Origin of the sequence: Streptomyces sp. NPDC001544, assembly GCF_042894285.1 — a bacterium.
Lineage (GTDB): Bacteria > Actinomycetota > Actinomycetes > Streptomycetales > Streptomycetaceae > Streptomyces.
The window spans coordinates 106,582-129,340 of record NZ_JBIAVN010000002.1 but is presented as its reverse complement, the minus strand read 5'-3'; the positions used below and the strand labels follow the sequence as shown (position 1 = coordinate 129,340).

General features: G+C 73.1%; 20 protein-coding genes and 1 pseudogene. 9 read left to right on the top strand and 12 right to left on the bottom strand.

Annotated elements, in window-relative coordinates:
• Positions 1-71 precede the first annotated feature (71 nt).
• On the top strand, positions 72-1,406 hold the full coding sequence (locus ACFY0F_RS05935) for a wax ester/triacylglycerol synthase family O-acyltransferase (RefSeq protein ID WP_388789562.1): 1,335 nt from the start codon (positions 72-74) through the stop codon (positions 1,404-1,406).
• Between the two features lie 243 nt (positions 1,407-1,649).
• On the top strand, positions 1,650-3,149 hold the full coding sequence (locus ACFY0F_RS05930; RefSeq protein WP_388789559.1) for an SDR family NAD(P)-dependent oxidoreductase: 1,500 nt from the start codon (positions 1,650-1,652) through the stop codon (positions 3,147-3,149).
• Between the two features lie 239 nt (positions 3,150-3,388).
• On the opposite strand, the gene ACFY0F_RS05925 is transcribed toward ACFY0F_RS05930, so the two are convergent.
• Positions 3,389-3,796 carry a hypothetical protein gene (locus tag ACFY0F_RS05925; protein ID WP_388789556.1) on the bottom strand — a complete coding sequence of 136 codons (408 nt, stop codon included), beginning with the start codon at positions 3,794-3,796 and terminating at the stop codon, positions 3,389-3,391.
• A gap of 483 nt (positions 3,797-4,279) precedes the next feature.
• On the opposite strand from ACFY0F_RS05925, the gene ACFY0F_RS05920 reads away from it, so the two are divergent.
• On the top strand, positions 4,280-4,453 hold the full coding sequence (locus ACFY0F_RS05920) for a hypothetical protein (protein ID WP_388789553.1): 174 nt from the start codon (positions 4,280-4,282) through the stop codon (positions 4,451-4,453).
• 91 nt (positions 4,454-4,544) lie between these two features.
• Here the strand turns inward: ACFY0F_RS05920 and ACFY0F_RS05915 are convergent, their stop codons facing one another.
• Both ACFY0F_RS05915 and ACFY0F_RS05910 read right to left on the bottom strand, forming a co-directional pair.
• Positions 4,545-5,915 carry an amidase gene (locus ACFY0F_RS05915; protein ID WP_388789550.1) on the bottom strand — a complete coding sequence of 457 codons (1,371 nt, stop codon included), beginning with the start codon at positions 5,913-5,915 and terminating at the stop codon, positions 4,545-4,547.
• Between the two features lie 106 nt (positions 5,916-6,021).
• A complete protein-coding gene (locus ACFY0F_RS05910) occupies positions 6,022-7,401 on the bottom strand; it encodes a hypothetical protein (RefSeq protein ID WP_388789548.1) in 1,380 nt (459 codons plus the stop codon).
• A gap of 112 nt (positions 7,402-7,513) precedes the next feature.
• Here ACFY0F_RS05910 and ACFY0F_RS05905 point away from each other — a divergent pair, with 112 nt between their 5' ends.
• On the top strand, positions 7,514-8,737 hold the full coding sequence (locus tag ACFY0F_RS05905) for a molybdopterin-dependent oxidoreductase (RefSeq protein ID WP_388789545.1): 1,224 nt from the start codon (positions 7,514-7,516) through the stop codon (positions 8,735-8,737).
• Between the two features lie 328 nt (positions 8,738-9,065).
• Here the strand turns inward: ACFY0F_RS05905 and ACFY0F_RS05900 are convergent, their stop codons facing one another.
• From ACFY0F_RS05900 to ACFY0F_RS05890, 3 genes are read right to left on the bottom strand one after another with little or no spacing between them, the layout of a single operon-like run.
• On the bottom strand, positions 9,066-9,923 hold the full coding sequence (locus ACFY0F_RS05900; RefSeq protein WP_388789542.1) for a class I SAM-dependent methyltransferase: 858 nt from the start codon (positions 9,921-9,923) through the stop codon (positions 9,066-9,068).
• The gene (locus tag ACFY0F_RS05895; RefSeq protein ID WP_388789541.1) at positions 9,920-10,537 is read right to left on the bottom strand and encodes a DUF2064 domain-containing protein; all 618 of its coding nucleotides are present in this window, start codon (positions 10,535-10,537) and stop codon (positions 9,920-9,922) included. The genes ACFY0F_RS05900 and ACFY0F_RS05895 overlap by 4 nt, the downstream gene beginning before the upstream one ends.
• Positions 10,534-11,253 carry a glycosyltransferase family 2 protein gene (locus tag ACFY0F_RS05890; protein ID WP_388789537.1) on the bottom strand — a complete coding sequence of 240 codons (720 nt, stop codon included), beginning with the start codon at positions 11,251-11,253 and terminating at the stop codon, positions 10,534-10,536. The genes ACFY0F_RS05895 and ACFY0F_RS05890 overlap by 4 nt, the downstream gene beginning before the upstream one ends.
• Before the next feature lie 115 nt (positions 11,254-11,368).
• Here ACFY0F_RS05890 and ACFY0F_RS05885 point away from each other — a divergent pair, with 115 nt between their 5' ends.
• Both ACFY0F_RS05885 and ACFY0F_RS05880 read left to right on the top strand, forming a co-directional pair.
• Entirely contained in the window at positions 11,369-12,118 is a 750-nt protein-coding gene (locus tag ACFY0F_RS05885; protein WP_388789534.1) for a response regulator transcription factor, read from the top strand.
• A 3-nt stretch (positions 12,119-12,121) separates the two neighbouring features.
• Entirely contained in the window at positions 12,122-13,234 is a 1,113-nt protein-coding gene (locus ACFY0F_RS05880; RefSeq protein WP_388789532.1) for a sensor histidine kinase, read from the top strand.
• A gap of 140 nt (positions 13,235-13,374) precedes the next feature.
• Here the strand turns inward: ACFY0F_RS05880 and ACFY0F_RS05875 are convergent, their stop codons facing one another.
• The 6 genes and pseudogenes from ACFY0F_RS05875 to ACFY0F_RS05850 form a co-directional block, all read right to left on the bottom strand.
• The gene (locus ACFY0F_RS05875; protein WP_388789529.1) at positions 13,375-15,723 is read right to left on the bottom strand and encodes an ABC transporter permease; all 2,349 of its coding nucleotides are present in this window, start codon (positions 15,721-15,723) and stop codon (positions 13,375-13,377) included.
• Positions 15,720-16,412: an ABC transporter ATP-binding protein gene (locus ACFY0F_RS05870; protein ID WP_388789526.1), complete on the bottom strand. Its 693-nt coding sequence runs from the start codon at positions 16,410-16,412 to the stop codon at positions 15,720-15,722. Before ACFY0F_RS05870 ends, ACFY0F_RS05875 begins: the two co-directional genes overlap by 4 nt.
• Positions 16,409-16,933 (bottom strand): PadR family transcriptional regulator, encoded by a 525-nt coding sequence (locus tag ACFY0F_RS05865; RefSeq protein WP_388789524.1) that lies wholly within the window; start codon positions 16,931-16,933, stop codon positions 16,409-16,411. The genes ACFY0F_RS05870 and ACFY0F_RS05865 overlap by 4 nt, the downstream gene beginning before the upstream one ends.
• Positions 16,934-17,220: 287 nt before the next feature.
• A pseudogene (locus ACFY0F_RS05860) lies at positions 17,221-17,436 on the bottom strand (hypothetical protein); the annotation flags it as partial.
• Between the two features lie 120 nt (positions 17,437-17,556).
• Positions 17,557-18,135, bottom strand: coding sequence for a hypothetical protein (locus ACFY0F_RS05855; protein ID WP_388789521.1), 579 nt, complete (start codon positions 18,133-18,135; stop codon positions 17,557-17,559).
• An 89-nt stretch (positions 18,136-18,224) separates the two neighbouring features.
• A complete protein-coding gene (locus tag ACFY0F_RS05850) occupies positions 18,225-18,926 on the bottom strand; it encodes a FadR/GntR family transcriptional regulator (protein WP_388789518.1) in 702 nt (233 codons plus the stop codon).
• Positions 18,927-19,169: 243 nt separating this feature from the next.
• Here ACFY0F_RS05850 and ACFY0F_RS05845 point away from each other — a divergent pair, with 243 nt between their 5' ends.
• From ACFY0F_RS05845 to ACFY0F_RS05835, 3 genes are read left to right on the top strand one after another with little or no spacing between them, the layout of a single operon-like run.
• Positions 19,170-20,240, top strand: a complete 1,071-nt coding sequence (locus tag ACFY0F_RS05845) for a sugar ABC transporter substrate-binding protein (RefSeq protein ID WP_388789516.1) — start codon at positions 19,170-19,172, stop codon at positions 20,238-20,240.
• Positions 20,237-21,727 carry a sugar ABC transporter ATP-binding protein gene (locus ACFY0F_RS05840; protein ID WP_388789513.1) on the top strand — a complete coding sequence of 497 codons (1,491 nt, stop codon included), beginning with the start codon at positions 20,237-20,239 and terminating at the stop codon, positions 21,725-21,727. The genes ACFY0F_RS05845 and ACFY0F_RS05840 overlap by 4 nt, the downstream gene beginning before the upstream one ends.
• Positions 21,720-22,748: an ABC transporter permease gene (locus ACFY0F_RS05835; protein WP_388789510.1), complete on the top strand. Its 1,029-nt coding sequence runs from the start codon at positions 21,720-21,722 to the stop codon at positions 22,746-22,748. The genes ACFY0F_RS05840 and ACFY0F_RS05835 overlap by 8 nt, the downstream gene beginning before the upstream one ends.
• Positions 22,749-22,759: the final 11 nt, after the last annotated feature.

The following is a 22,759-nucleotide window of genomic DNA, read 5'->3' as shown; positions in this document are numbered from 1 at the left end:
TACTTGACCGTAATCGCCGGTCAGGGATTGACTCAGACTCACCCCGTCCGTCGTCGATGAGAGGCAAGCCATTGACTTCCGACCCGCTCGCTCCTCTCGATCTGGCGTTCTGGAACATCGAGTCCGCCCGGCACCCGATGCACCTGGGCGCACTCGGCGTCTTCTCGGCGCACTCGCCCACCGCGGGCGCCCACGCGGCGGATCTGCTCGCCGCGCGCGCCGCCGCCGTGCCCGGCCTCAGGATGCGGATCCGGGACGTGTGGCAGCCGCTCGGCTCGTTCGGCGGGGCGGCCCGGGAGGCGGACCCCGGCTTCGACCCGCTCAACCACGTCCGGCTGCACGCCCCGACCGGCGACTTCCACGCCGTCGCCGGCCGGCTCATGGAGCGCCCGCTGGAGCGCTCCCGGGCGCCGTGGGAGGCCCATGTGCTGCCCGGGGAGGACGGGGTCTCCTTCGCGGTGCTGTTCAAGTTCCACCACGCGCTGGCCGACGGCCTCAAAGCGCTGACGCTGGCCGCCGCCGTGCTGGACCCGATGGACATGCCGGAACGCCGCCCCCGCCCCGTGGAGCCGCCGCGCGGGCTGCTGGCAGACCTGCGCCGGCTGCCCGTCCGGCTGCCCGGGGTGCTGCGCGGTGTGCTGTCCGACGCGGGCCGGGCCCTGGACATCGGCGCCTCCGTCGCCCTGTCCGCCCTGGGGGTGAGCTCCTCGGCGGCGCTGGCCTCCGGCTCCAGCGGCACCCGGCGCACCGCGGGGGTCGTCCTGGACATCGACGACGTGCACCGGGTGCGCAAGGCCGTCGGCGGCACCGTCAACGACGTCCTCATCGCCGTCGTCGCGGGCGCCCTGCGCCGCTGGCTCGACGAGCGCGGCGACGGCAGCGAGGGGGTGGCGCCGCGTGCGCTGATCCCGGTGTCCCGGCGCCGCCCGCGCGCCGCGCACCCACAGGGCAACCGGCTCTCCGGTTACCTGATACGGCTTCCGGTCGGCGACCCCGACCCGCTCGCCCGCCTCGCCCGGGTACGTACGGCGATGGACCGCAACAAGGACGCCGGCCCCAACCGGGGTGCGGGCGCCGTCGCACTGCTCGCCGACCACGTGCCCGCGCTCGGCCACCGGCTCGGCGGGCCGCTGGTCGGGCAGGCCGCCCGGCTGTGGTTCGACATCCTGGTCACCAGCGTGCCGCTGCCCGGCCTCGGCCTCCGGCTCGGCGGTCATCCGCTGGCCGCGGTCTACCCCTTCGCCCCGCTCGCCCCCGGCCAGTCCCTCGCGGTGGCGGTGTCGACCTACCGGGGCCGGGTCCACTACGGGCTCGTGGCTGACGCCGAAGCCGTACCGGACCTGGACCGGCTCGCCCGGGCGGTGACGGACGAGGTGGAGACGCTGATCTCGGTCTGCGACCCCTGACGCGGCGGGCGGCCGGGGCCGCCCGCCGCCCTGAGCGCCCATGCCCGTCGCGGCGGCGGGGAGGGGGCTGGGGGCTGCGCCCTCAGCCCCCCTTCGGCCTGAACGGCCTCGTCCTCGAACGCCGGACGGGCTGAGCGATGCGGAGCGGTTTGGCGGTGGGGGGTCGCGCTGCCGTAAAATCCCCCGTTCGAAAGCGGGCGCGAGTCGGAGCGCTGCGCGGGTGACCAGGGAAACGGCAGCGCGATGACGGTGACTGAGGACGGCTCGGCGTCCATGGGCATGGACGAGGTGGTCTACGGACCCGGGATCGACCCCGAGCGGCTCGCCGTGTGCCTCAGCGTGCTCGAGGAGCTCGACAAGCTGGAGGTCGACCACCCCGACGCCATCGCGGTGCGCCGGGCCACGGCCGGCATCTACCGCACGGTCAAGCAGCGCCGCCGCCAGGAGCGCCGGGCCGCCAAGACCGCGCACGACAAGGCGGTCACCGAGGCCACCGCGACCGGCTCCGCCCAGCGCATCGACGACGAGACCGAGGGCATCCTGCCGTCCTCGGTCACCGAGGAGGGCAAGATCGCGGGGATACTCCAGCGCCCCCGCTCCTGCTACACCTGCAAGACCCGCTACGTCGAGGTCGACTACTTCTACCACCAGCTCTGCCCGGACTGCGCCCGGACGAACCGGGTCAAGCGTGACGTCCGGGCCGACCTCACCGGCAAGCGCGCGCTGCTCACCGGCGGCCGCGCCAAGATCGGCATGTACATCGCGCTGCGGCTGCTGCGCGACGGCGCCCACACCACGATCACGACCCGCTTCCCCAAGGACGCCATCCGCCGCTTCAAGGCCATGGACGACTCGGCGGACTGGCTGCACCGGCTGGAGGTCGTCGGGATCGACCTGCGCGACCCGGCGCAGGCCGTGGCCCTCGCCGAGCAGGTCGCCGGGGCGGGTCCGCTCGACATCCTGATCAACAACGCGACACAGACCGTGCGCCGCCTGCCCTCCGCGTACGCGGCCCTGGTCGAGGGCGAGAGCGCCCCGCTGCCCGCCGGGGAACTCCCCGCCCACCACGTCATCGGCGCCTTCGGCTCCGGCGCCGTCGACGGCATCGCCGCACTGCCCCTCGGCACCAGCGGCCTGGACGCGCAGAAGGTCGCCGACCTCGCGCTCGTCGCGGGCAACGCCAGCGTCGCCCGGCACCTCGACGGCACCGCCATCGACGCGGGCGGCCTCGTCCCCGACGTCGTCGAGACCAACACCTGGGTGCAGACCATCGACCAGATCTCACCGGTCGAGCTGCTGGAGACCCAGCTGTGCAACTACACCTCGCCGTTCATCCTGATCAGCGCCCTGCGCCCGGCGATGGCGGACGCCGCGAAGAAGGCCGCCAGCGGTCGTGCGTACGTCGTCAACGTCTCGGCGATGGAAGGCGTCTTCGGCCGCGGTTACAAGGGTGCCGGGCATCCGAACACCAACGCCGCCAAGGCGGCCATGAACATGGTCACGCGGACCAGCGCCCAGGAGATGTTCCAGACCGACGGCATCCTCATGACCTCCGTCGACACCGGCTGGATCACCGACGAGCGTCCGCACTACGACAAGCTCCGCCTCGCCGAGGCCGGCTTCCACGCGCCCCTCGACCTCGTCGACGGCGCGGCCCGCGTCTACGACCCGATCGTGCGCGGCGAGGCCGGCGAGGACCTGTACGGCGTCTTCCTGAAGGACTACGAGCCCGGCAAGTGGTGAGACGCCCCCGAAGGCGACCCCGAACAGGCCCCAACGGGCGTTAACCGCTGGCCTGTTCGGCCGGCGGCTCCTACCGTGGACCGTGAAGCACCGAAGTGCCCGGTGCGCAGGTGACGCGTTCTTCGTGGTTCGACTCCACACAGGTCCACCACCCGGGCCTGTGGCCCCTCCGGGGGGTAATCGACGCGCCACCGACCCGACCTCGGGCACCCGGTGCCTTCCAACGGGCCCGCGGGCCGTCAGTCGACCGCCCCCAGGCGGGAGTTGCGCGCCGCCACCAGTTCCAGGACCGTGCGCCAGTCCTCCAGGACGCCGGCGTCGAAAGCGAGGAGCGCCCCCTCTTCGGCGGCCTGGCGCAGGCGCAGCAGATCGTCGTCGGCGGCGGAACCGTCGTCGCCCGGCTGTCCGCGCACGAGCCGGTGGACGCGTTCGCCCAGCAGCGGCCGCACCGCACGTGCCGCGGCCCGCGCCTGCCCGGCCCGGTCGGCGGGGCCGAGCAGGCGTCCGATGCCCGAGACCAGTCCGGCCACCTGGAGTTCCTTGTCGGCCGGCCGGGCGCGGCGCAACAGGGCGGCGGTGCGCAGCGCGGGGTCGTAGGGGCAGGCGTACAGCAGATCCATCAGCTCCTCGACGCTGCGCAGCTCCATGCGTCAGTCCTCCCGCGAGACAGCCGTTGCCGTCCGTCAGCGAATCATGGCCGGCTTTCGACTCGGCCAACGGCACTTGAACTGCGAAGCTTCCCGGTCGGGACGGAAACGAGGACTCGAAACTGCGTTCGTCGACGTGGGTCGATCGGGTGTATCCCGCAGTGCGCTTATAGGGCATTGAGGGATATAAAGGCCGGTGGGTCGCAGAATGACGCGCGAAAGTTACAGCTTGTTTGCACTCCCTATCGAGCGGGCCTCTGCTCATTTGGTTAACCTGAGGTGGACGGGCAGCAGCACGGGTACCAACCCACACCCACGGTCCGTCCCGGGGCGAGCCGGTGCACATCGGCCCGCCCACGTACGAGTTACCGGCGCCACCGCGTCCGAGCTGGCCTTCCCATCCATCCCGAGCGGGCGTCAGGCGGCGGATCGCAGACCGACCGGAACGCCCCCGAGGGTGACCCGACACATAAGGAGTGCGCGGTGACACCGGAGAAGACGAATCGCGATCAGCGCCCCAAGGAACGCATGGAGCGTGCGGGCCGTGGGCCCACGCAGCTCGGCAGCCTCGACGTGTGGGCCCGGTCCGCCCCGATCCGCCTCGCGGGTTACGAGGACGACCTCGCCGAGGACCACATCCTGCCGAGCGTGGACTGACCCTCACGGGTCGGACCGTCGCGATCGCCGAAGGCATGGGCGTGTCGGACTCACGCCCATGCCGATCGAACAAGCCGCGGCCGACGTGGCTTCACACTCCTCCGCCGCTCCTCGGGATCTGGTCGAGCGGCGCAGTCCGCCGCCACGGGCGCAGTTCCTCCAGTTGCCCCGCGACCTCCAGCAGCACCGCCTCCGACCCCGGACGGGCGACCAGTTGCACGGCGCGCGGGGTCCCGGAGGGCAGCGTGCCGAAGGGGACGGACATCGCGGGCCAGCCCGTGAGGTTCCACGTCGGAGTCATCGGCGAGTAGTTCGTGTTGAGCAGGAGATTGCGCAGCCAGCCCCGTTCGTGCCAGGGCCCGGCCTCGGGCGAGCGGCGGGCGAGGGCGGGCATGAGCAGTACGTCGTGCTCGGCGAAGAACGGCTCCAGGCGGCGGCGCAGCCGCTCCCGGGCTTCGCCGGTGCGGACCGCGCCGACGAAGCGGCGGCCCACCGCCGCGTGCACCCGGGTCCGCCGGGCCAGCCGCGCCGGGTCCAGGCCCTCGGCGTCCACCGCGGTGCCCGCCGTCCAGTGCCGCAGCGCGGTGACGCCCAGCGACGCCGGATACGGCGGCTCGGCACGCCGGAGCCGGTGCCCCGCCCCGGCCAGCAGCCCCGCCGCCTCCCGGACCGCGCTCGTGTACGGCTTGCCGACGCGCACGCCGAGCAGCGGGCTGCGCAGGGAGACGGCGACAGTGAGCGGGGCGGGGTCCACCCGGCGGCCGAACTCCGCGTCCGCGAGGACCGACAGCACCAGCCGCAGGTCCTCGACCGTGGTCGCCAGCGGCCCGTTTTCCGACATGCCGAACCAGTCGCCGTTGCCGATGCCCGCCGGCACCACCCCGTGCCCGGGCTTCAACGTCACCAGGCCGCAGTTCGCCGCAGGGATGCGCAGACTTCCCATGCCGTCGTTGCCGAGGGCGACCGGTACCAGGCCGGCGGCCACCGCGGCCGCGCTGCCGCCCGAGGAACCCCCGGCGGTGCGCGAGAGGTCCCACGGGTTGCGCGCGGTGCCGTGCACGCCCTCCGTCGTACCGAAGACACACAGCTCCGGCACGTTCGTCAGCCCCACGACCACCGCGCCCGCCGCCCGCAGCCGCGCCACGGTGACATGGTCGTCGGCCGCGGGCGCCGAAGAGGTCGCGGCCGAGCCGTTCCGGTTCGCCTCGCCGCGTACGGACAGGTTGTCCTTGACCGCCACCGGAACACCGGCGAGCGGCAGATCCGCCAGACCGGCCCGGCTCGCCACTTCGTCCGCCTCGGCGAGTGCCGCCTCGGCCCGCACCGTCCGGAACGCGCCGGTACGGGCGTCGAGCCGCTCGATCCGGGCGAGGTACTCGGCCACCACCTCGCGGGGTGTGGCCCGCTTCTCGCGTACGGCGGCGGCGATCTCGGCGGCGGTCCGGCCGACCCAGCTGGTCACGGGCTCTCCTGGGGAAGACACACGGGCGCGTACCGGTCGGTACGTACGGTACGTAGGCAGAACTGTGCCCGCTCGCCCGCCCCGCGTCGAGAGGTCCGGGCCGGGGTCACCAGCCGGTCAGCAGCAGATGGTTGACCAGCAGGGCCAGGACCGCCTGGGCGGCGAGCCACGCCCGGGGCCGGTTGAGGAGCGCGCAGGCCGGCAGCAGCCACATCGCGAACGGCAGCCAGATACGTTCCGTCTCCGCCTTGCTCATGCCGGACAGATCGGCGACGAGGAGGGCCAGCAGGGCGGCGAAGACGAGCAGGGCCAGGCGCGCCTCGGCGGCGGTCACCGGGGGAGTACCGGCCGGCGGGACCTTCCCGGGAGGCCCGAACAGAGCGCGGGGCGTGCGGGCGAGCCGGCCGCCGGCCCGGCCCAGGCCGGCCACCGTGGCCAGGCCGGTGATCACCACCGTGCAGGCGAGGTTCGCCCAGACCCAGTAGCCGTAGGGCCGGGTGCCGCCCACCCCCTGGTAGTAGCGCGTGACCAGCAGGCGGTAGGCCTCCCACCAGTCGAACCCGGCGAGGGTGAAGGCGGCGGGCACCACCACCAGGCCGGCGAGCAGCGCCACGGGCAGCACAGGACGCTCGCGCACCCGGTGCCGGCCGAGGAACAGCACCGCCGCCGCGATCACCGCGAAGAGGGTGAGCCCGTAGGACAGGTAGCAGGTGAGCCCGAACAGGAGCCCGGAGCCCGCCGCCCACCACACCGACCGCCCGGTCACCGCCAGGGCGAGCAGGGCCACGGCCCAGGAGGCGACGGCCGCGAAGTACGCGTCGGCCGAGGCACCCATCCACACCGCGGCCGGGGCCAGTACCAGGAACGGCGCCGCCCGCCGTGCCACGCCGTCCCCGGCGAGGGAACGCACCGCGACCAGGACCGCCACGCAGGCCGTGGCACCGACGGTGATGCACCAGGCCCCCGCCCAGCCGCCGCCGCCCAGCCCGATCCGGTCGAGCAGGACGAACGTGAGCGTCGCGGCCGGCGGATGCCCGGCCACGTGGGCGGGCCAGGGGTCGGGAGTGCCCCAGACGATGTGGCGGGTGAAGTCACGCAGGGCAGCCGGGGCGTCCTGGAAGCGGCCGACGGCCCGGAGGTACTCGGTGCGGGTGGCCAGCCGGCCCGCGACACCCCGCTGCCAGCCGTCGACCAGCGCGAGGGACCAGATCCAGGCCATGGCCGCCCCCCAGGCCGCGGCCAGCAGCGCTCCCGGGCGCAGCCGTGCCGCCAGCCGCGGCCCGTACACCACCACGGCGACCGCCACCAGGACGGCGGCCGGGGTGCCCGGTCCGGTGTGCGGGTCCCAGGAGGCGTACAGCGGGGGCCAGTGGACGAACAGCGTGTGGCGGCTGTCCTGGATTCGGCGGCCGACCAGGACGGCGGTCAGCACGAGCAGGACGGCGGCCGCGACGGCGTACCGGTCGCGCGGGTGAGTGCGGGTCACACCGGAACGCTAGGGCGCCCGGCGGGCGGCGGGCAGGTGCGCGCGGCGGACGTCAGCGTTTCGTCACCGGTCACGGGCCCCGCACGGGGGCCCACCGGCCTACGGTCGGAACATGAGCGATCCACGGCTCCCCACCTCACCCGGCTTCTGGCGCAGCCCGCTGCGCGGCCCCTGGTTCACCTCGGTGCTCGGCCTGGTCCTGCTCGTCGGCATCACCGTGCTGTTCGTGACGGGCCTGATGTCGTACGCCGCCTACAACCCCGGGCTCTCACCGGTCAACGACAAGACCCCGGACAAGGGGATCCTCGGCTTCTACCTCTTCGCCTGGCCGACGAACCCGTACTGGCTGTACCGGCTCACCCAGGGCGTCCACGTCACCCTGGGCATCACCCTGATCCCGGTGCTGCTGGCCAAGCTGTGGTCGGTCGTGCCGCGCCTCTTCGCCCTCCCGCCGGCCCGTTCGCTCACCCACGCGCTGGAGCGGATCTCCCTGCTGCTGCTGGTCGGGGGCGGCCTGTTCGAGTTCACCACCGGTGTGCTCAACGTCCAGCTCGACTACGTCTTCCCCGGCAGCTTCTACCCGCTGCACTTCTACGGCGCCTGGGTCTTCTTCGCCGCGTTCGTCGCGCACGCCGTGCTGAAGCTGCCCACGGCGGTGCGGCACGTGCGCCGCGCGCGGGAGGAAGGGGACCTGGTCGCGCCCCGGCCCGACGCCCCCACCGTCTCCAGGCGCGGCGCGCTGTGGCTGGTCGGCGGCGGCTCGCTGCTGCTGTTCCTGACGACCGCCGGACGCAGCTTCGACGGACCGCTGCGCCGGACCGCACTGCTCACCCCGCACGGCGGCGCCGAACCCGGCAGCGGCCCCGGCGGGTTCCAGATCAACAAGACGGCCCGCTATGCGGGCATCGACACGGCGGAGACCGGTGAGGAGGCGTGGCGGCTGGTGGTCACCGGCCGCACCGGCACCGTCCGGCTCACCCGCGCCGACCTGCTGCGCCTGCCGCTGCACAGCTCCGCGCTGCCGATCGCCTGCGTCGAGGGCTGGTCCACCTCCGACCAGTGGTGGCGGGGCGTGCGCCTGCGCGACCTCGCCGCGCTGGCCGGGTACGACGACCCGCCCGACGTCCTCGTCGAGTCCCTCCAGCGGCACGGCGCCTTCCGCCGGGCCGCCCTGCGCGCCAACCAGGTCGCCGACCCGCGCTCCCTGCTCGCCCTGTACGTCAACGGCGAGGACCTCACCCCCGACCACGGCTACCCCGCGCGGATCATCGTGCCCGCGGCACCCGGTGTGCTCAACACCAAATGGGTGGCCCGGATGACCTTCGGAGACCTGTGATGCGCAGACCCGTGACGCCCCGCCGGATCCCGCTCGGCAGCCCCCTGCAACTGGCGCTGCTCGTCTGCTCCTTCGCCCTCGCCGGATACGCGGGCCTGCGGCTCCTCGCGGGTGACTGGTTCGGCGTGGCGCTGTGGTTCGTGGGGGCGGCGCTGCTGCACGACCTGGTGCTGCTGCCGCTGTACGCGGCGGCCGACCGCGTCCTCGTACGCGCGCTCGGCGCGGCCGGCCGGCGCGACTGGGCACTGTACGTCCGGGTGCCCGCCGCGCTGTCCGGGCTGCTGCTCCTGGTGTGGTTCCCGCTGGTCAGCGGCCAGGTGAACGAGCGCTACCGGTCGGCGGCGGGGCTCTCGGCGAGCGGCTTCGCGGCCCGCTGGCTGCTGATCACCGCCGTGCTGTTCGGCGGCTCGGCGCTGCTGCTGGCCCTGCGGCCGGCGCGGTTGCGCAGGGCGACGAAGCGGCGGGGACCCGCGGCCCACTGATCCTCGGCACGCCAGCCCGCGCGGGCCGCGTGCCGCAGCAGGGCGGGCGTGCCGAGCCGCGCCCAGGGGAACGGGCGGGCGGCCGGACCGGGCACGGCGGTCGCGTCCACGACCTGGACCCGGGCGCGTTCGTCCACGTCGACCGGCGCGGTCTCGGCGACCAGCAGTCCGCCGGGCACGAGGAGCCGGGCCAGCCGGTCCAGCAGCGCGGCCGGATCCCCGCCGATGCCGATGTTGCCGTCCAGCAGCAGCACGGTGCCCCAGCCGCCCTCACCCGGCAGCGGCTCGAACACCGAGCGGCACAGCGCCGCCCCGCCCCGCCGGACCGTGCCGGCCACGGCCGCCTCACTGACGTCGATACCGAGGGCGTGCCGCCCCTGTGCCGCGAGGGCCGCGACCAGCCGTCCCGGACCGCAGCCCACGTCGAGCACGGCGCCCTCGCACCGGGCCAGCACCTCCAGATCCGCGGCGTCGGCCCGGGCGCACCAGCGCTCCACCTCCAGTGGCAGCAGCCAGCCGTCCGTGCGCCGCAGGAACAGGGGGCCGCGGCCGGAGCGCAGGGCGGCGGCGTAGGAGTCGTCGGTGGACCAGGCCTGGGCGGGGACGCGGGGACCGCCGTCCGGCCCGGCGGGGCCCGGGACCGCCGCGTGCGGACGGTCGCCCGGCAGAGGGGCCGGGCGGGTGAGCTCGTGGGCTGTGCTCATCGGCCCGCCGCCTGGGTGAGACCGGCGAGCTTGGCCGCGAAACGGCCGTGCGGTGCGCGGGCCGCGACCGCGTGCGCGTCGGCGGCGGTGTCGACGTCCCGCAGCCGGGGCAGATCGCGCACCCTGAGGCCCGCGGCGACCAGCCGGTCCCGCTGCACGGCGCCCGTCACCGGCGTCGACATGGGCACGCCCCGCAGCAGCCGGGGATCGGGTGCCGCCAGACCGAGGGCCCAGAAGCCGCCGTCCTCGGCCGGCCCGAACCACGCGTCGCAGTCGTCGAAGCCGACGTCGAGCAGCTCCGGCGTCACCTGGGGGGTGTCCATGCCGATGAGCAGCGCGGGCCCGTCGCATCCGGCGAAAGCCGCGGCCAGGCGTTCGTCCAGCCCGCCCGGGCACTGCGGTACGACGTCGAAGCCGGGCGGCAGCCAGGGGCCGGGCTTTCCGTCGAGGACGAGCACCCGGCGCCCGGCCGGTGCCGCGGCCACGCTGTGCAGGGTGTCCGCGAGGGCCGCCTCGGCCAGCTCGGCAGCCTGCCGCGGGGTGAACGGCGGGGTCAGGCGGGTCTTCACCCGGCCCGGCCGCGGTTCCTTGGCGATGACGAGCAGGGTGATCAACGGGCGCTGCCTCCTCGGACGGGTGCCTGGGCGGGTGCCTCGGCCAGGACGCGGCTCATGTCGCGTACCGCCTGCCAGGTGCCGCGCCAGGTGCCGGTCACCTTCGAGGCGCCGGTGCGCGGCCGGTAGGGGACGTCGTGCTCGGTGATGCGCCAGCCCGCGTCGGCGGCGCGCACCACCATCTGCAGCGGGTAGCCGCTGCGCCGGTCGGTGAGGTCCAGGGCCAGCAGGTCCTCGCGGCGGGCGGCGCGCAGCGGACCGAGGTCCTTCAGGCGCAGCCCCGTGCGACGGCGCAGCATCCGGGCGAGCGCGAGGTTCCCGGCCCGGGCGTGCGCGGGCCAGGCACCCCGGCCCTGGGGGCGCCGCCGGCCCAGCACCAGATCGGCCCGGCCGTCACGCACCTCCCGTACGAACGGAACCAGCAGTGCCGGGTCGAGCGAGGCGTCGCAGTCGCAGAAGCACACGATGCCGGCGTCGGCGGCGGCGAGCCCCGCATGGCAGGCGGCGCCGAACCCGCGGCGCGGCTCGTGCACGACGGTCGCGCCGAGCGCGCGGGCGATGTCGGCGGAGCCGTCGGTGGAGCCGTTGTCCACGACGAGCGCGCGCCAGCCGGGCGGGATGCGGGCCAGGACCCAGGGCAGTGCTTCGGCCTCGTTGAGACAGGGGAGCACCACGTCGACCCCGGTGGGTGTGGGAGTGGTCGTCACGGCTCTCACCCTACGAACGCGAAACGGGCATATCGGGCTTCGGCTCCTTACGAAACGCGGACGTCACCGCCCCCGCGGCGCCCGCCGGCGGCGCGGGTGGGGGAGGCGGTGCGAGGCTGGACGCATGCAGCAGCCGTACGAGTTCACGCAGGCCGGAACCCCTGCCGACCCCGCGCCGCCCGACTGCGCCCGGGTCCTGGTCGTCGACGACGACCCCACCGTCGCCGAGGTGGTCGCCGGCTACCTGGGTCGCGCCGGGTACACCGTGGACCGGGCCGACGACGGCCCCACCGCGCTCATCCGGGCCACCGCGCACCGCCCGGACCTCGTGGTGCTGGACCTGATGCTGCCCGGCATGGACGGCCTGGAGGTGTGCCGCCGGCTGCGCGCCCGCGGGCCGGTGCCGGTCATCATGCTCACCGCCCGCGGTGACGAGGACGACCGCATCCTCGGCCTCGAGGTGGGTGCCGACGACTACGTCACCAAGCCGTTCAGCCCCCGCGAACTCGTACTGCGGGTGGAGTCGGTGCTGCGCCGCACCCGGCCCGCCGTCCAGCCGCACACGCTGACCTCGGCCGGTCTGACCATCGACCCCGCCGCCCGCCGGGCCACCAAGGACGGAGCCGAACTCGCCCTGACCCTGCGCGAGTTCGACCTCCTGGCGTTCCTCCTGCGGAATCCGGGCCGGGCCTTCGCACGGGAGGACCTGATGCGTGAGGTGTGGGGCTGGGACTTCGGCGACCTGTCGACGGTCACCGTCCATGTCCGCCGGCTGCGCGGCAAGGTCGAGGACGACCCGGCGCGGCCCCGTCTGATCCAGACCGTGTGGGGTGTGGGCTACCGCTTCGACCCCCGTGGCCGGGAGGCGGGCTGACCCATGCGCGACACCCTCCTCATCGCCCTGTACGCCTTCCTCGCCGCGGCCGCCACCGGACTGCTCGGCGCGGCCGTGCTCCGGCTGATCCGGCGCCGGTCGCTGACCGCCTCGCTCGGCGTGGTGGCGGCGGTCGGCGTGTTCGCGATGCTCGCGGGCACCATGGCCGTGGCACAGGCGATGTTCCTGTCCGCGCACGACCTGAGCGTGGTGACGACCGTCGTCGCGATGGCCGCCGTGGTGTCCCTGGCCACGGCCGTGCTGCTGGGCCGCTGGGTGGTCGCGCGTAGCCGTGAACTCGCCCTCGCCGCCCGCTCCTTCGGCGACCGCGGCGACTTCGCGGCGCCCGTCCACCCGGCCACCGCCGAACTGGACGCGCTCAGCCGTGAACTGGCCGCCACCAGCGCCCGGCTCGCCGAGTCCCGGGAGCGGGAGCGGGCCCTGGAGTCGTCCCGGCGTGAGCTCGTCGCCTGGATCTCGCACGACCTGCGCACCCCGCTCGCCGGGCTGCGGGCCATGTCGGAGGCGCTGGAGGACGGGGTGGCCGCCGACCCGGCCCGTTACCTCACCCAGATCCGCACCGAGGTCGAGCGGCTCAACGACATGGTGGGCGACCTCTTCGAACTGTCCCGCATCCACGCGGGGGCGCTCGCGCTGAGCCCCAGCCGGATCTCCGTGTACGACCTCGTCGGCGACGCCCTGGCCGGCGCCGATCCGCTCGCGCGCGAGCACGGCGTACGCCTCGTCGGCGACCGGGTCGAGGCCGTACCGGTCGAGGTGGACGGCAAGGAGATGAGCCGGGTCCTCGGCAACCTGCTGGTGAACGCGATCCGCCGGACCCCGGCCGACGGCACCGTGGCCGTCGCCGCCGAACGTTCGCCCCAGGGCGTGGTGCTCTCCGTCACCGACGGCTGCGGGGGCATCCCCGAGGAGGACCTGTCCCGGGTCTTCGACACCGGCTGGCGCGGCACCCACGCCCGCACACCCCCCGCCGGCGCGGGCCTCGGCCTCGCCATCGTGCGCGGCATCGTCGAGGCCCACCAGGGCCGGGCCACCGTCCACAACATCCCGGGCGGCTGCCGCTTCGAGGTGACGCTTCCGGCCGCCGGGGCATGAGCCGCGCCCTAAGCCGGGCCGGGGGCCGCTTCCGCCAACTCCGCCGGGACGGTGATCGTGCTGATGCGACCGGGCTTGCCTGCGTGCAGGAGTGGGCTCCTCCTGTCAGGAGGAGCCCACTTCGGGAGACGGGTGAGGGGTTATTCCGTGCGCAGGCCTTCCGGGCGCATCAGCCGCAGCAGCGGCGGCAGGCTGAGCAGCGTGACCACGCCGACCACGGCCGCGCCCACGCCGGTCATGGTCAGGACGCTCGCCCAGTCCATGGCCACCGGTGTACGGGTCATCTTCAGCAGCACCGAGCCCAGGGTGACCCCCACCGTTGTGGCCAGTACGAGGCCGAGCCCGACCGGGAGGGCCGTCTGCCACAGCACCGACAGGGTCAGCGTGCGGCGCCGGGTACCGAAGGCGACCAGCGCGGAGAGCAGCTTCCTGCGCTCGCGCAGCTGCTCCAGCTGGGAGACCAGCAGACTCGCGCCGATCAGTGCCAGCACGAAGGCGGAGCCGACGAACAGGCCGGTGCGGATGGAGGCGTACTTGGCGTCCTCCTGGGTCGCCGACCAGGCGTAGGTGTGCGCCAGGGGGTCGATCCCGGCGACGGCGTTGCGTACGTACTCCCGTGAGTCCGGCACCGACGGGTCCAGGCGCAGGTAGACCCCGTCCGAGAACAACGCGGGTGCGGCCTCGGCGGGCAGGGCGGCGGGGGTGACCAGCAGGCTGTTGGCGTCCTGCAGTGAGTCCTTGCGCGCGTCCACCACCCGCACGTTCGCCGGAACGGTCCAGGGCGCCTCGATGCCGCGTTCGCCGGCGTCGCCGTACGACGGGTCGATGTAGAGCCGCCGGCCGGGCTTCACCAGGGCGATTTCGTCGGCGTTGCTGGGGGAGGTGTAGTGGCTCCTCGTTCGCGTTACGAACACGTCGCCGTCCTTGCAGGAGGGCAGTGTGGCGAGCTCGCGCAGGGCGGTGCAGTTGCCCACGGTCAGGCCGCTGCTGTCCTTCGGGTCGCGACGCGCGTCCCCGTACTGCGCGCCGGCCAGGGCCACTGCTGCCCTTACCCCCTTGAGGCCGGTGAATTGGTGCTCGACACCGGACAGCGGCTTGCGGTCGCTGAATTCGACCTGTATCTGGACCCGGCTGGGGTCCTCGCCGGTGGCCTTGGTGTACTGGCTCTGCGTTCCCGTGAACAGCATCTGCAGGGCGATGGCTCCGGCCACGGCGACGGCGATGCCGTTGACCATGCGTGCGGCGGTTCCGCTGCTCAACTGCAACCGCCGCACCGCGAGCTGCCAGGACAGCGCGCCCTTGCCGAGGCGGACGACGACCGCCTCCACGACCCAGGGGAGCAGGGCGGTGATGCCGATCAGGAGCAGCAGGACGCCGCCGATGACGAGGTACTGGTTGAAGTCGCCGTTCTCGTGGCCCTTACCGATCATCGGATAGAGCATCGCGAGGCCGGCCGGCGGCGGCAGCAGCCGCCACCACAGCCGGCGGCGGCGCTGCGTGGCCGCGCGCACCACGCCGAGCGGTTCCACCACCACCCCGCGCATCGCGAGCAGCGTGGCGAGTACGGCGGCGACCGGGATCGCCACCGCGACCAGCGCGGCGAGCACCGGGGAGGGATCGAGGTAACTGGGCCAGACGCTCACGCCCAGCACCTCGGTAGAGCCCAGCGTCTGACGGCCGAGGAGGAAGAAACCGGTGCCGACGACCAGGCCGAGCAGGGCTCCGGCGAGTGCTTCGCCCGCCGCTATCCGCCGGGTCATGTGGCTGTCCGAGCCGACCAGGCGCAGCGCAGCCAGCCGGCGGTCGCGGCGCTCGCCGCCGAAGCGGACGGCGGCGGCGATGAACACGGCGACCGGGGTCAGCAGCACCACGAACACGACCAGGACCATGAGCAGCAGCACCGGGTCGGTCTTGCCGGGTGTCACGTCCGGCTTGCCGTACCCGGTCAGCCGGTGCACCGGGGAGAAGGCCGCGAGTTTCAGCCCCGAGGCGCCCGCGTAGTAGGCCAGTTCGTGGGAGCCGATGAGTCCGCTCTCGCCGATCGTGCCGGTGATCCTGTAGGGCAGCCGCTCCCGCAGCAGCTTGGCGCCGTCCGAGGCGAGCAGGTCCTTGAGCGCGGGGGAGACCACCATCTCGCCCTTGCCCGGGAAGCTCTCGACCCCCGGCGGCAGCGGCGCCCGCTTGCCCTCGGGCTCGACGAGCCGGCCGCGGATGTCGTCGTCGTGCCAGGTGGTGTCGGTGTCGGCGATCAGGAAGGTGTTGTCGGCCTTCGGCGGGGCCTTGTCGGAGTACGTGTAGTCGAAGCGGGCGTCCTCCACCTTCTGGCGGGCGGCGAACACGTTGGGCAGGGCGGTGCACAGCAGGAGCAGCGCCACGCCGAGCCCGACGCCGACGCCGGTGAGCGTCATCCGTACCCAGCCCTCGCGTCCGCCGGTGACGGCGAAGCGTGCCCCCATGGCCATGTCTCTGGCCCACTGACGAGGACTCATGCGGCGCGCTCCATGTCCCGGGACTTGCCGTCGCGGACGACGATCTCGCGGTCGGAGTAGGCGGCCACGCGTGCCTCGTGGGTGACGAGGACGACGGCGGCGTTGGTCGAGCGGGCCGCTTCGGTCAGCAGTTCCATGACGCGTTCGCCGTTGAAGGAGTCGAGCGCACCGGTGGGTTCGTCGGCGAACAGCAGGCGCGGTCCGGTGACCAGCGCGCGGGCCACGGCGACGCGCTGGCCCTGGCCGCCGGAGACCTCGCCGGGCCGCTTGGCCACGAGGTCGTCGACCTCCAGGCGCTCCATCCAGGTGAGCGCGGTGCGCTCGGCCTGCTTGCGGGGCGTGCCGTTCAGCCGCAGTGGCAGCGCCACGTTCTCCACGCAGGTCAGCTCGGGCACCAGTTGACCGAACTGGAAGACGAACCCGAACTCGCTGCGCCTGAGCGCACTGCGCTGGGCGTCGCTCATCGTGGCGAGTTCCCGCCCGTCGTAGAGGATCGAGCCGGAGTCGGGCGGCACGATCCCCGCGAGGCAGTGCAGCAGCGTGGACTTGCCGGACCCTGAGGGGCCCATGACGGCGACGACCTCGCCGGGGTGTATGGAGAACTCGGCGCCGTCCAGCGCGTGGGTCGGGCCGTACGCCTTGCGCAGGTCGTGCGCGACGAGCAGGGCACCGGGGAGAGAAGTCGTCATCGGGTCACGGCCTCACGGAGTTTGTCGAGTCGGGCGGCGGTCAGCTCCAGCCAGCGCAGGTCGGCCTCGAGGTGGAAGAGGGCGTGGTCGCAGATCAGCTGGTCCGCGAGGTCGCCCCTGCGCTTGCGGTCGGTCAGGATCCGCATGCCGCGTAGGTGCTCGGAACGCTGGGTGTCGAGGATGTCGGCGGCGTTGCGGTGGGTGAGCAGCGCGAGCACGACCTTGGTGTACAGGGTCGACTGGAGGTACGGCTCGGGCTGCTCCGGCGTCGCCAGCCACCGCTCCACGTCGGTGATGCCGGCGTCGGTGATCGCGTACCGCTTGCGCTCGGGCCCGTCGCCCGCCTCGATCCCGTCGACCTCGACCAGGCCGTTCTTCAGCAGCCGGGACATCGTCGAATAGACCTGGCCGTAGTGCAGCGGCCGGTCGTGACCGAACTTCTCGTCGAAGGCCCGCTTCAGGTCGTAGCCGTGGCGCGGGCCGGACTCCAGGAGTCCCAGAAGGGTGTGACCGATGGACATGACCAGAACTCTACACGCCGTGTATACGCACCATGTATACACGGCATGTATAGCCGAGGACGCAGGTCGTGACGGGATACGACAGCGCAGGTGAGGAAGCCGGGAATGCCGATCATCACGGTTCGGAAACAGCTTCCCGCATGCCTTCCTCGAAGGGGTTGTCCGGCTTCCAGCCGAGTTCCGCCCGCAGCCGGGTGGAGTCTGCCGTGAGCACCACCCGGGGGGTCCGCCTCCAGCGCGGCCACGTTGGCCGTGGCCACGTCCCGCACGTGTACGAAGTCCTGCCGCTGGTCGCCGCCCTCGTGCACCCGCGGGGCATCGCCCCGTCGGCACCGAACAGAAGAAGCAGGCCACGCCCGCGTACGGGGTGTCCCTGAGCACCCCGGGCCCGTACATGTCGTGGTAGCGGCAACGACACCGCCGACCAGGCCGGGGAGAGAGGTCCGCGCCGCAGAGCGGGCAGGCGGACTCGGAGCGGCCGGCGTCCAGGTCGGCGACGGCACGCGGGCCCGGCCGCACCACCCCGTGCCGGGGGGCGCTTGCGACCAGGTCAGGTCCCGGGCGGCACCCGGCAGCAGGAACGGGGCTGCCGCGTCACCACTGCGTATCGGCCGGACGCCGGGTCAGGAGGTCAGGCCTCCCCGGCGGGTGTCCACGCGCGCCCACTCCTCGTCCCACTGCCGCAGTCGGCGCCGTTCCAGGCCCGCACGGGCCAGTCGGCCGCCGCCGAACACGGCGGCGGCCGTGCCGGTCGCGACGAGGGTGCCCGTCCACGCCGACCGGAACCCCGCCTCGCCGGGCGACAGGGGCTTCGCGGTGACCCGCCCCCGCTGGTCCGTCCACACCGTGACCCGGGTGTCCGACGCCGTGCCGGGACGTACCTTGGTCCGGCCCGAGTGGACCGCGCCGTCCGGGGTCGTCCAGCGGACGCCGGCCCAGACCCGGCCGTCGTCGCTCCGCGCCGACGTGGCCGAGGGCACCTGCCCCACGAGCACGGCCTCGACCGGACGCCGCTCGGTCCACTGCCGGTCGAGTCCCCGCGCCACGGCGTCCGCGGTGACCAGCCCGGTGAGCACACTGCCCACCACGGCGAGCAGCCATGTGACCAGTACGATCCAGGCCTCGACGACGTCGCTGGCGCGCTTCAGCGGGTTGCGGCGCCACCGCCACGTCCACGGGCTGTCGCTTCGGTTCCTGGCCATGGCCACACCCCCTCGTGCGTGCCGGGCCCGTCCCTCCCAGTGTCCGCCCGCCCGCGCCGCCGGGCACCCCGGAACATGGGCACCGGCGCTCACCGGCCCAGTTGTGCCCGCAGCCACTCCTCCACCTCGCCCACGTGCGCGGCCGCCGCCGCCCTCGCGGCCTCCGGGTCGCGGGCGGCCAGGGCGCGGTGGATGGCGGCGTGCTCGCGGCGGGTGCGGGCGAAGGCGCCCTCCTCCTGGTAGCCGCGCCAGACGCGGGCCCGGAAGGTGCGGGAGGACAGCCCGTCCAGGATGGCGGCCATGGTCTCGTTGCCCGCGGCCGTCGCGATCTCGCGGTGGAAGGCCAGATCGTGGGCGAGGATCTCCTCCGGGTCGTCGGTGGCGTTCATCGCCTTCAGGTGCTTCTCGACCTCCGCCAGCTGGTCCGGCGTGATGCGGGCCGCCGCCAGGGCGGTCGCCGTGGACTCCAGGACCCGGCGCACCTCCAGCAGTTCCACCAGCCGCGGGCCCCGGGACAGGTCGGCGACCACCCCGAAGGTCTCCAGCAGGTCACCGGCCTGGAGCTGCGTGACGTAGATACCGGAACCGTGCCGGGCCTCCAGCACCCCGAGCACCGTCAGCGCGCGGATCGCCTCGCGCATCGAGCTGCGGGAGATGCCCAGTTGGACCGCGAGGTCGCGTTCGGTGGGCAGCCGCTGGCCCGGCTCCAGGCGGCCCTCGCCGATCATCATCTTGATCTGCTCGATGGCGCGCTGCGTCACCGTGCCCTTCTGCGGGGCCGTCTCCTCCACGCCGTTCCTCCAGTCACCGGATGCGCCGCAGTCTAGCCACCCGGTTGGTCGGACCACTACAGCGCGGAAACGGGAAAATCTGCCGTCGCAGGGTGTTCTTCCGGGGAAGTGGTCTGATAAGTATGCGGACGTCTGCTCGAAGTCGTTCAACCTCGCAGTCGCTTGAAGGTCGCGCGGAAGTCACGCGAAGCCGCTTGGAAGTCGCTCGGAGTCGTACGAAGTCGCTCAACGAGGAGCCGCAGGATGCCCGGCAGAACAGTGTGGAAACGAAGCAGGTCCCGGATCGCCGGCGTGGTGGCCACAGCCGTCGGCGCCTCACTCGCGCTCGCCGCGTGCGGCAGCACCAAGGACACCGGCGCGGCCAGTACCGGGGGCGGCGGCACCGGCAAGGTCGGGGTGGTCCTGCCCCTGCTGACCTCGCCGTTCTGGCAGTCGTACAACGACTACGTGCCGAAGATGGCCACGTCCGAAGGCGTCGACGCGCTCAAGACGGTCAACTCCAACAGCGACCCCTCGCAGCAGATCACCGACATCAACAACGAGCTCAACCAGGGCGTCAAGGGCCTCGTGGTCGCCCCGCTCGACAGCGCCGCCATCCAGGCCGGCCTCGACCAGGCCGAGCGCAAGGGCGTACCGGTGGTCGCCGTGGACGTCGCGCCCGACAAGGGCAAGGTCGCCATGGTCGTGCGCGCCGACAACGTCGCCTACGGCGAGAAGGCCTGCGAATACCTCGGCGCGCACGTCACCAGCGGCAAGGTCGTGCAGATCATGGGCGACCTCGCCTCGGTCAACGGCCGGGACCGCTCCGAGGCGTTCCGCTCCTGCGTGAAGAAGAAGTATCCGAAGCTGAGGGTCCTGGAGATCCCGGCCAAGTGGGAGTCGGACACCGCCGCGTCGAAGCTCGACACCCTCCTCAACGCCAACCCCGACATCAAGGGCATCTACCTGCAGGCCGGCGGCGTCTACCTCGCGCCCACCCTGCAGACCCTGAAGTCCAAGAGCATGCTGCAGACGGCCGGCCAGAAGGGCCACATCGTCATCGTCTCCAACGACGGCATCCCGCAGGAGTTCGACGCCATCCGCAAGGGTCAGATAGACGCCACCGTCTCCCAGCCGGCCGACACCTACGCCAAGTACGGCATGTACTACATCAAGGCCGCGATGGAGGGGAAGACCTTCAAGCCCGGCCCGACCGACCACGACTCCACCATCGTCAAGCTGCCGAGCGGCATCCTCGAGGACCAGCTCCCCGCGCCGCTGGTCACCAAGGACAACGTCGACGACCCCAAGCTGTGGGGCAACACGGTCAAATGAGTACGCCACTTGTTGAGGCACGGGACGTCGTCAAGCGGTACGGTCCCACCACCGCCCTCGCCGACGGCCGGCTCACGGTGCTGCCCGGCGAGTCCCACGCCCTCGTCGGCCGCAACGGCGCCGGCAAGTCCACCCTGGTCGGCGTCCTCACCGGCCTGCAGGCCCCGGACGAGGGCACGGTCCGCTTCGACGGCGAGCCGGCGCCCCCGCTCGCCGACCGGGACGCCTGGCGCCGCAAGGTCGCCTGCGTCTACCAGAAGCCGACGGTCGTACCGGAGCTGACGGTCGCCGAGAACCTCTACATCAACCGGCAGCCGCTCACCCGCCGTTTCATCAGCTGGCGCCGACTCAGGGCCGAGGCCGCGCAGCTCCTCGACACCTGGGACGTGCGCGTCGACCCCGAGGCCCGCACCGCCGACCTCAAGGTCGAGGACCGCCAGATGGTCGAGATCGCCCGCGCGTTGAGCTTCGGCGCCCGGTTCATCGTCCTCGACGAACCCACCGCCCAGCTCGACAACCGCGAGATCGAGCGGCTGTTCGCCCGCATGCGCGCCCTGCAGGACTCCGGCGTCACCTTCCTGTTCATCTCCCACCACCTGCAGGAGGTGTACGAGGTCTGCCAGACCGTCACGGTGCTGCGCGACGCCCGCTGGATCGTCACCGCGCCCGTCGCCGAACTGCCCAGGCCGGCGCTGGTGGAGGCGATGGCGGGGGAGACGGTCGAGGGGCACCGCTCGGCGCGCGTCACGGTGGCCGACGAGTCCCCGGTCGTGCTCGACGTGCGCGGGCTGACCGCCGAGACGTACGACGCCGTCGACCTCACCGTCCGCCGCGGCGAGGTCGTCGGACTGGCCGGCTCCAGCGGCAGCGGCAAGACCGAACTCGCCGAAACCCTCGCCGGACTGCGCACGCCGACGGCCGGGACCGCACGGCTGGAGGACCGGGAGCTGCCCTTCGGCGACGTACGGGCCACGCTGAAGGCCGGCGTCGGCTGCGTGCCCCGCGACCGGCACGACCAGGGACTGGTGGCCGGCATGACCATCGGCGACAACACCACCCTCGGCGTACTGGACCGGCTCGGCCGCTACGGCTTCGTCGCCCCCGACCGCAAACGCGGTTTCGCCACCGACCTCATCGAACGCCTCGACATCCACGCCGAGGGCCCCGACCAGCCGGTCTCCGACCTGTCCGGCGGCAACGCCCAGAAGGTCGTCATGGCCCGCGCCCTCGCCCGCGACCCCCGTCTGCTCGTCCTGATCAACCCCACCGCGGGCGTCGACGTGAAGTCCAAGGAGTCCCTGCTGGCCCGGGTGGACGGCGCCCGGGACGACGGCACCGCCGTCCTCGTCGTCTCCGACGAACTCGACGACCTGCGCCGCTGTGACCGCGTCCTCGTCCTCTTCCACGGCCGCGTCGTCGCCGAGCACCCGGCCGGCTGGCACGACCACGAGCTGATCGCCTCCATCGAAGGAGTGGACCATGGCTGAAACCAAGGCAGCTCCGCCGCTCGCCCCCCTGAAGGCCCCCGACCCGCGGGCCACCAAGGCCGTCCTGCTCCGCCGGGCCCGTGAACTCGCCCTCGTTCCAGCCCTGTTGCTGCTCATGGTGCTCGGCGCGATGGTCAACGACTCGTTCCTCACCGAGCGCAACCTGATCTCGATCCTCGGCGCCTGTGCCGCACTCGCCATGGTGGTGCTCGCCGAGTCCCTGGTACTGATCACCGGCAAGTTCGACCTGTCCCTGGAGTCGGTCGTCGGTATCGCGCCGGCCGTGGGCGCCCTCCTCGTGCTGCCGTCCGCGCAGTCCGGCTGGGGCACCGAACTCCCGGCCCCCCTCGCCCTGTTGGCGGTGCTGGTCGTCGGCGCGGCGGTCGGCGCCTTCAACGGCGTCCTCGTCGTCAAGTTCAAACTCAACGCGTTCATCGTGACGCTGGCCATGCTGATCGTGCTGCGCGGCCTGCTGGTCGGCGCGACCAAGGGCAAGACGCTCTTCGGTATGCCGGACAGCTTCTACTCCCTGGCCACCACCACCTTCCTCACCGTCCCGCTGTCGGTGTGGGTGGCCGCCGCGGCCTTCGCGGTCACCGGGTTCCTGCTGAAGTACCACCGCGTCGGCCGCGCCCTGTACGCCATCGGCGGCAACGCGGAGGCGGCCCGCGCGGCAGGCATCCGGGTGGAGCGCGTGATGCTGGGCGTCTTCGTCGTCGCCGGGGTCCTCGCCTCGGTCGGCGGGATCATGCAGACCGGCTACGTCGGCGCGATCAGCGCCAACCAGGGCAACAACATGATCTTCACCGTGTTCGCCGCCGCGGTGATCGGCGGGATCAGTCTGGACGGCGGCAAGGGCACCATGTTCGGCGCGCTGACCGGTGTGCTGTTGCTGGGCGTCGTACAGAACCTGCTCACCCTCGCCCAGGTGCCGTCCTTCTGGATCCAGGCCATCTACGGCGGGATCATCCTCGTCGCCCTCATGATCGCCCGCGTGACGACGGGCCGGGCGCAGGACTGACGCACGCGTCC

Excerpts from the sequence above, each read along its gene's own strand:
- ACFY0F_RS05930 (WP_388789559.1), top strand. The coding sequence starts at position 1,650 with ATGACGGTGACTGAGGACGGCTCGGCGTCCATGGGCATGGACGAGGTG.
- ACFY0F_RS05925 (WP_388789556.1), bottom strand. The coding sequence starts at position 3,796 with ATGGAGCTGCGCAGCGTCGAGGAGCTGATGGATCTGCTGTACGCCTGC.
- ACFY0F_RS05905 (WP_388789545.1), top strand. The coding sequence starts at position 7,514 with ATGAGCGATCCACGGCTCCCCACCTCACCCGGCTTCTGGCGCAGCCCG.
- ACFY0F_RS05900 (WP_388789542.1), bottom strand. The coding sequence starts at position 9,923 with ATGAGCACAGCCCACGAGCTCACCCGCCCGGCCCCTCTGCCGGGCGAC.
- ACFY0F_RS05885 (WP_388789534.1), top strand. The coding sequence starts at position 11,369 with ATGCAGCAGCCGTACGAGTTCACGCAGGCCGGAACCCCTGCCGACCCC.
- ACFY0F_RS05880 (WP_388789532.1), top strand. The coding sequence starts at position 12,122 with ATGCGCGACACCCTCCTCATCGCCCTGTACGCCTTCCTCGCCGCGGCC.
- ACFY0F_RS05875 (WP_388789529.1), bottom strand. The coding sequence starts at position 15,723 with ATGAGTCCTCGTCAGTGGGCCAGAGACATGGCCATGGGGGCACGCTTC.
- ACFY0F_RS05870 (WP_388789526.1), bottom strand. The coding sequence starts at position 16,412 with ATGACGACTTCTCTCCCCGGTGCCCTGCTCGTCGCGCACGACCTGCGC.
- ACFY0F_RS05865 (WP_388789524.1), bottom strand. The coding sequence starts at position 16,933 with ATGTCCATCGGTCACACCCTTCTGGGACTCCTGGAGTCCGGCCCGCGC.
- ACFY0F_RS05855 (WP_388789521.1), bottom strand. The coding sequence starts at position 18,135 with ATGGCCAGGAACCGAAGCGACAGCCCGTGGACGTGGCGGTGGCGCCGC.
- ACFY0F_RS05845 (WP_388789516.1), top strand. The coding sequence starts at position 19,170 with ATGCCCGGCAGAACAGTGTGGAAACGAAGCAGGTCCCGGATCGCCGGC.
- ACFY0F_RS05840 (WP_388789513.1), top strand. The coding sequence starts at position 20,237 with ATGAGTACGCCACTTGTTGAGGCACGGGACGTCGTCAAGCGGTACGGT.
- ACFY0F_RS05835 (WP_388789510.1), top strand. The coding sequence starts at position 21,720 with ATGGCTGAAACCAAGGCAGCTCCGCCGCTCGCCCCCCTGAAGGCCCCC.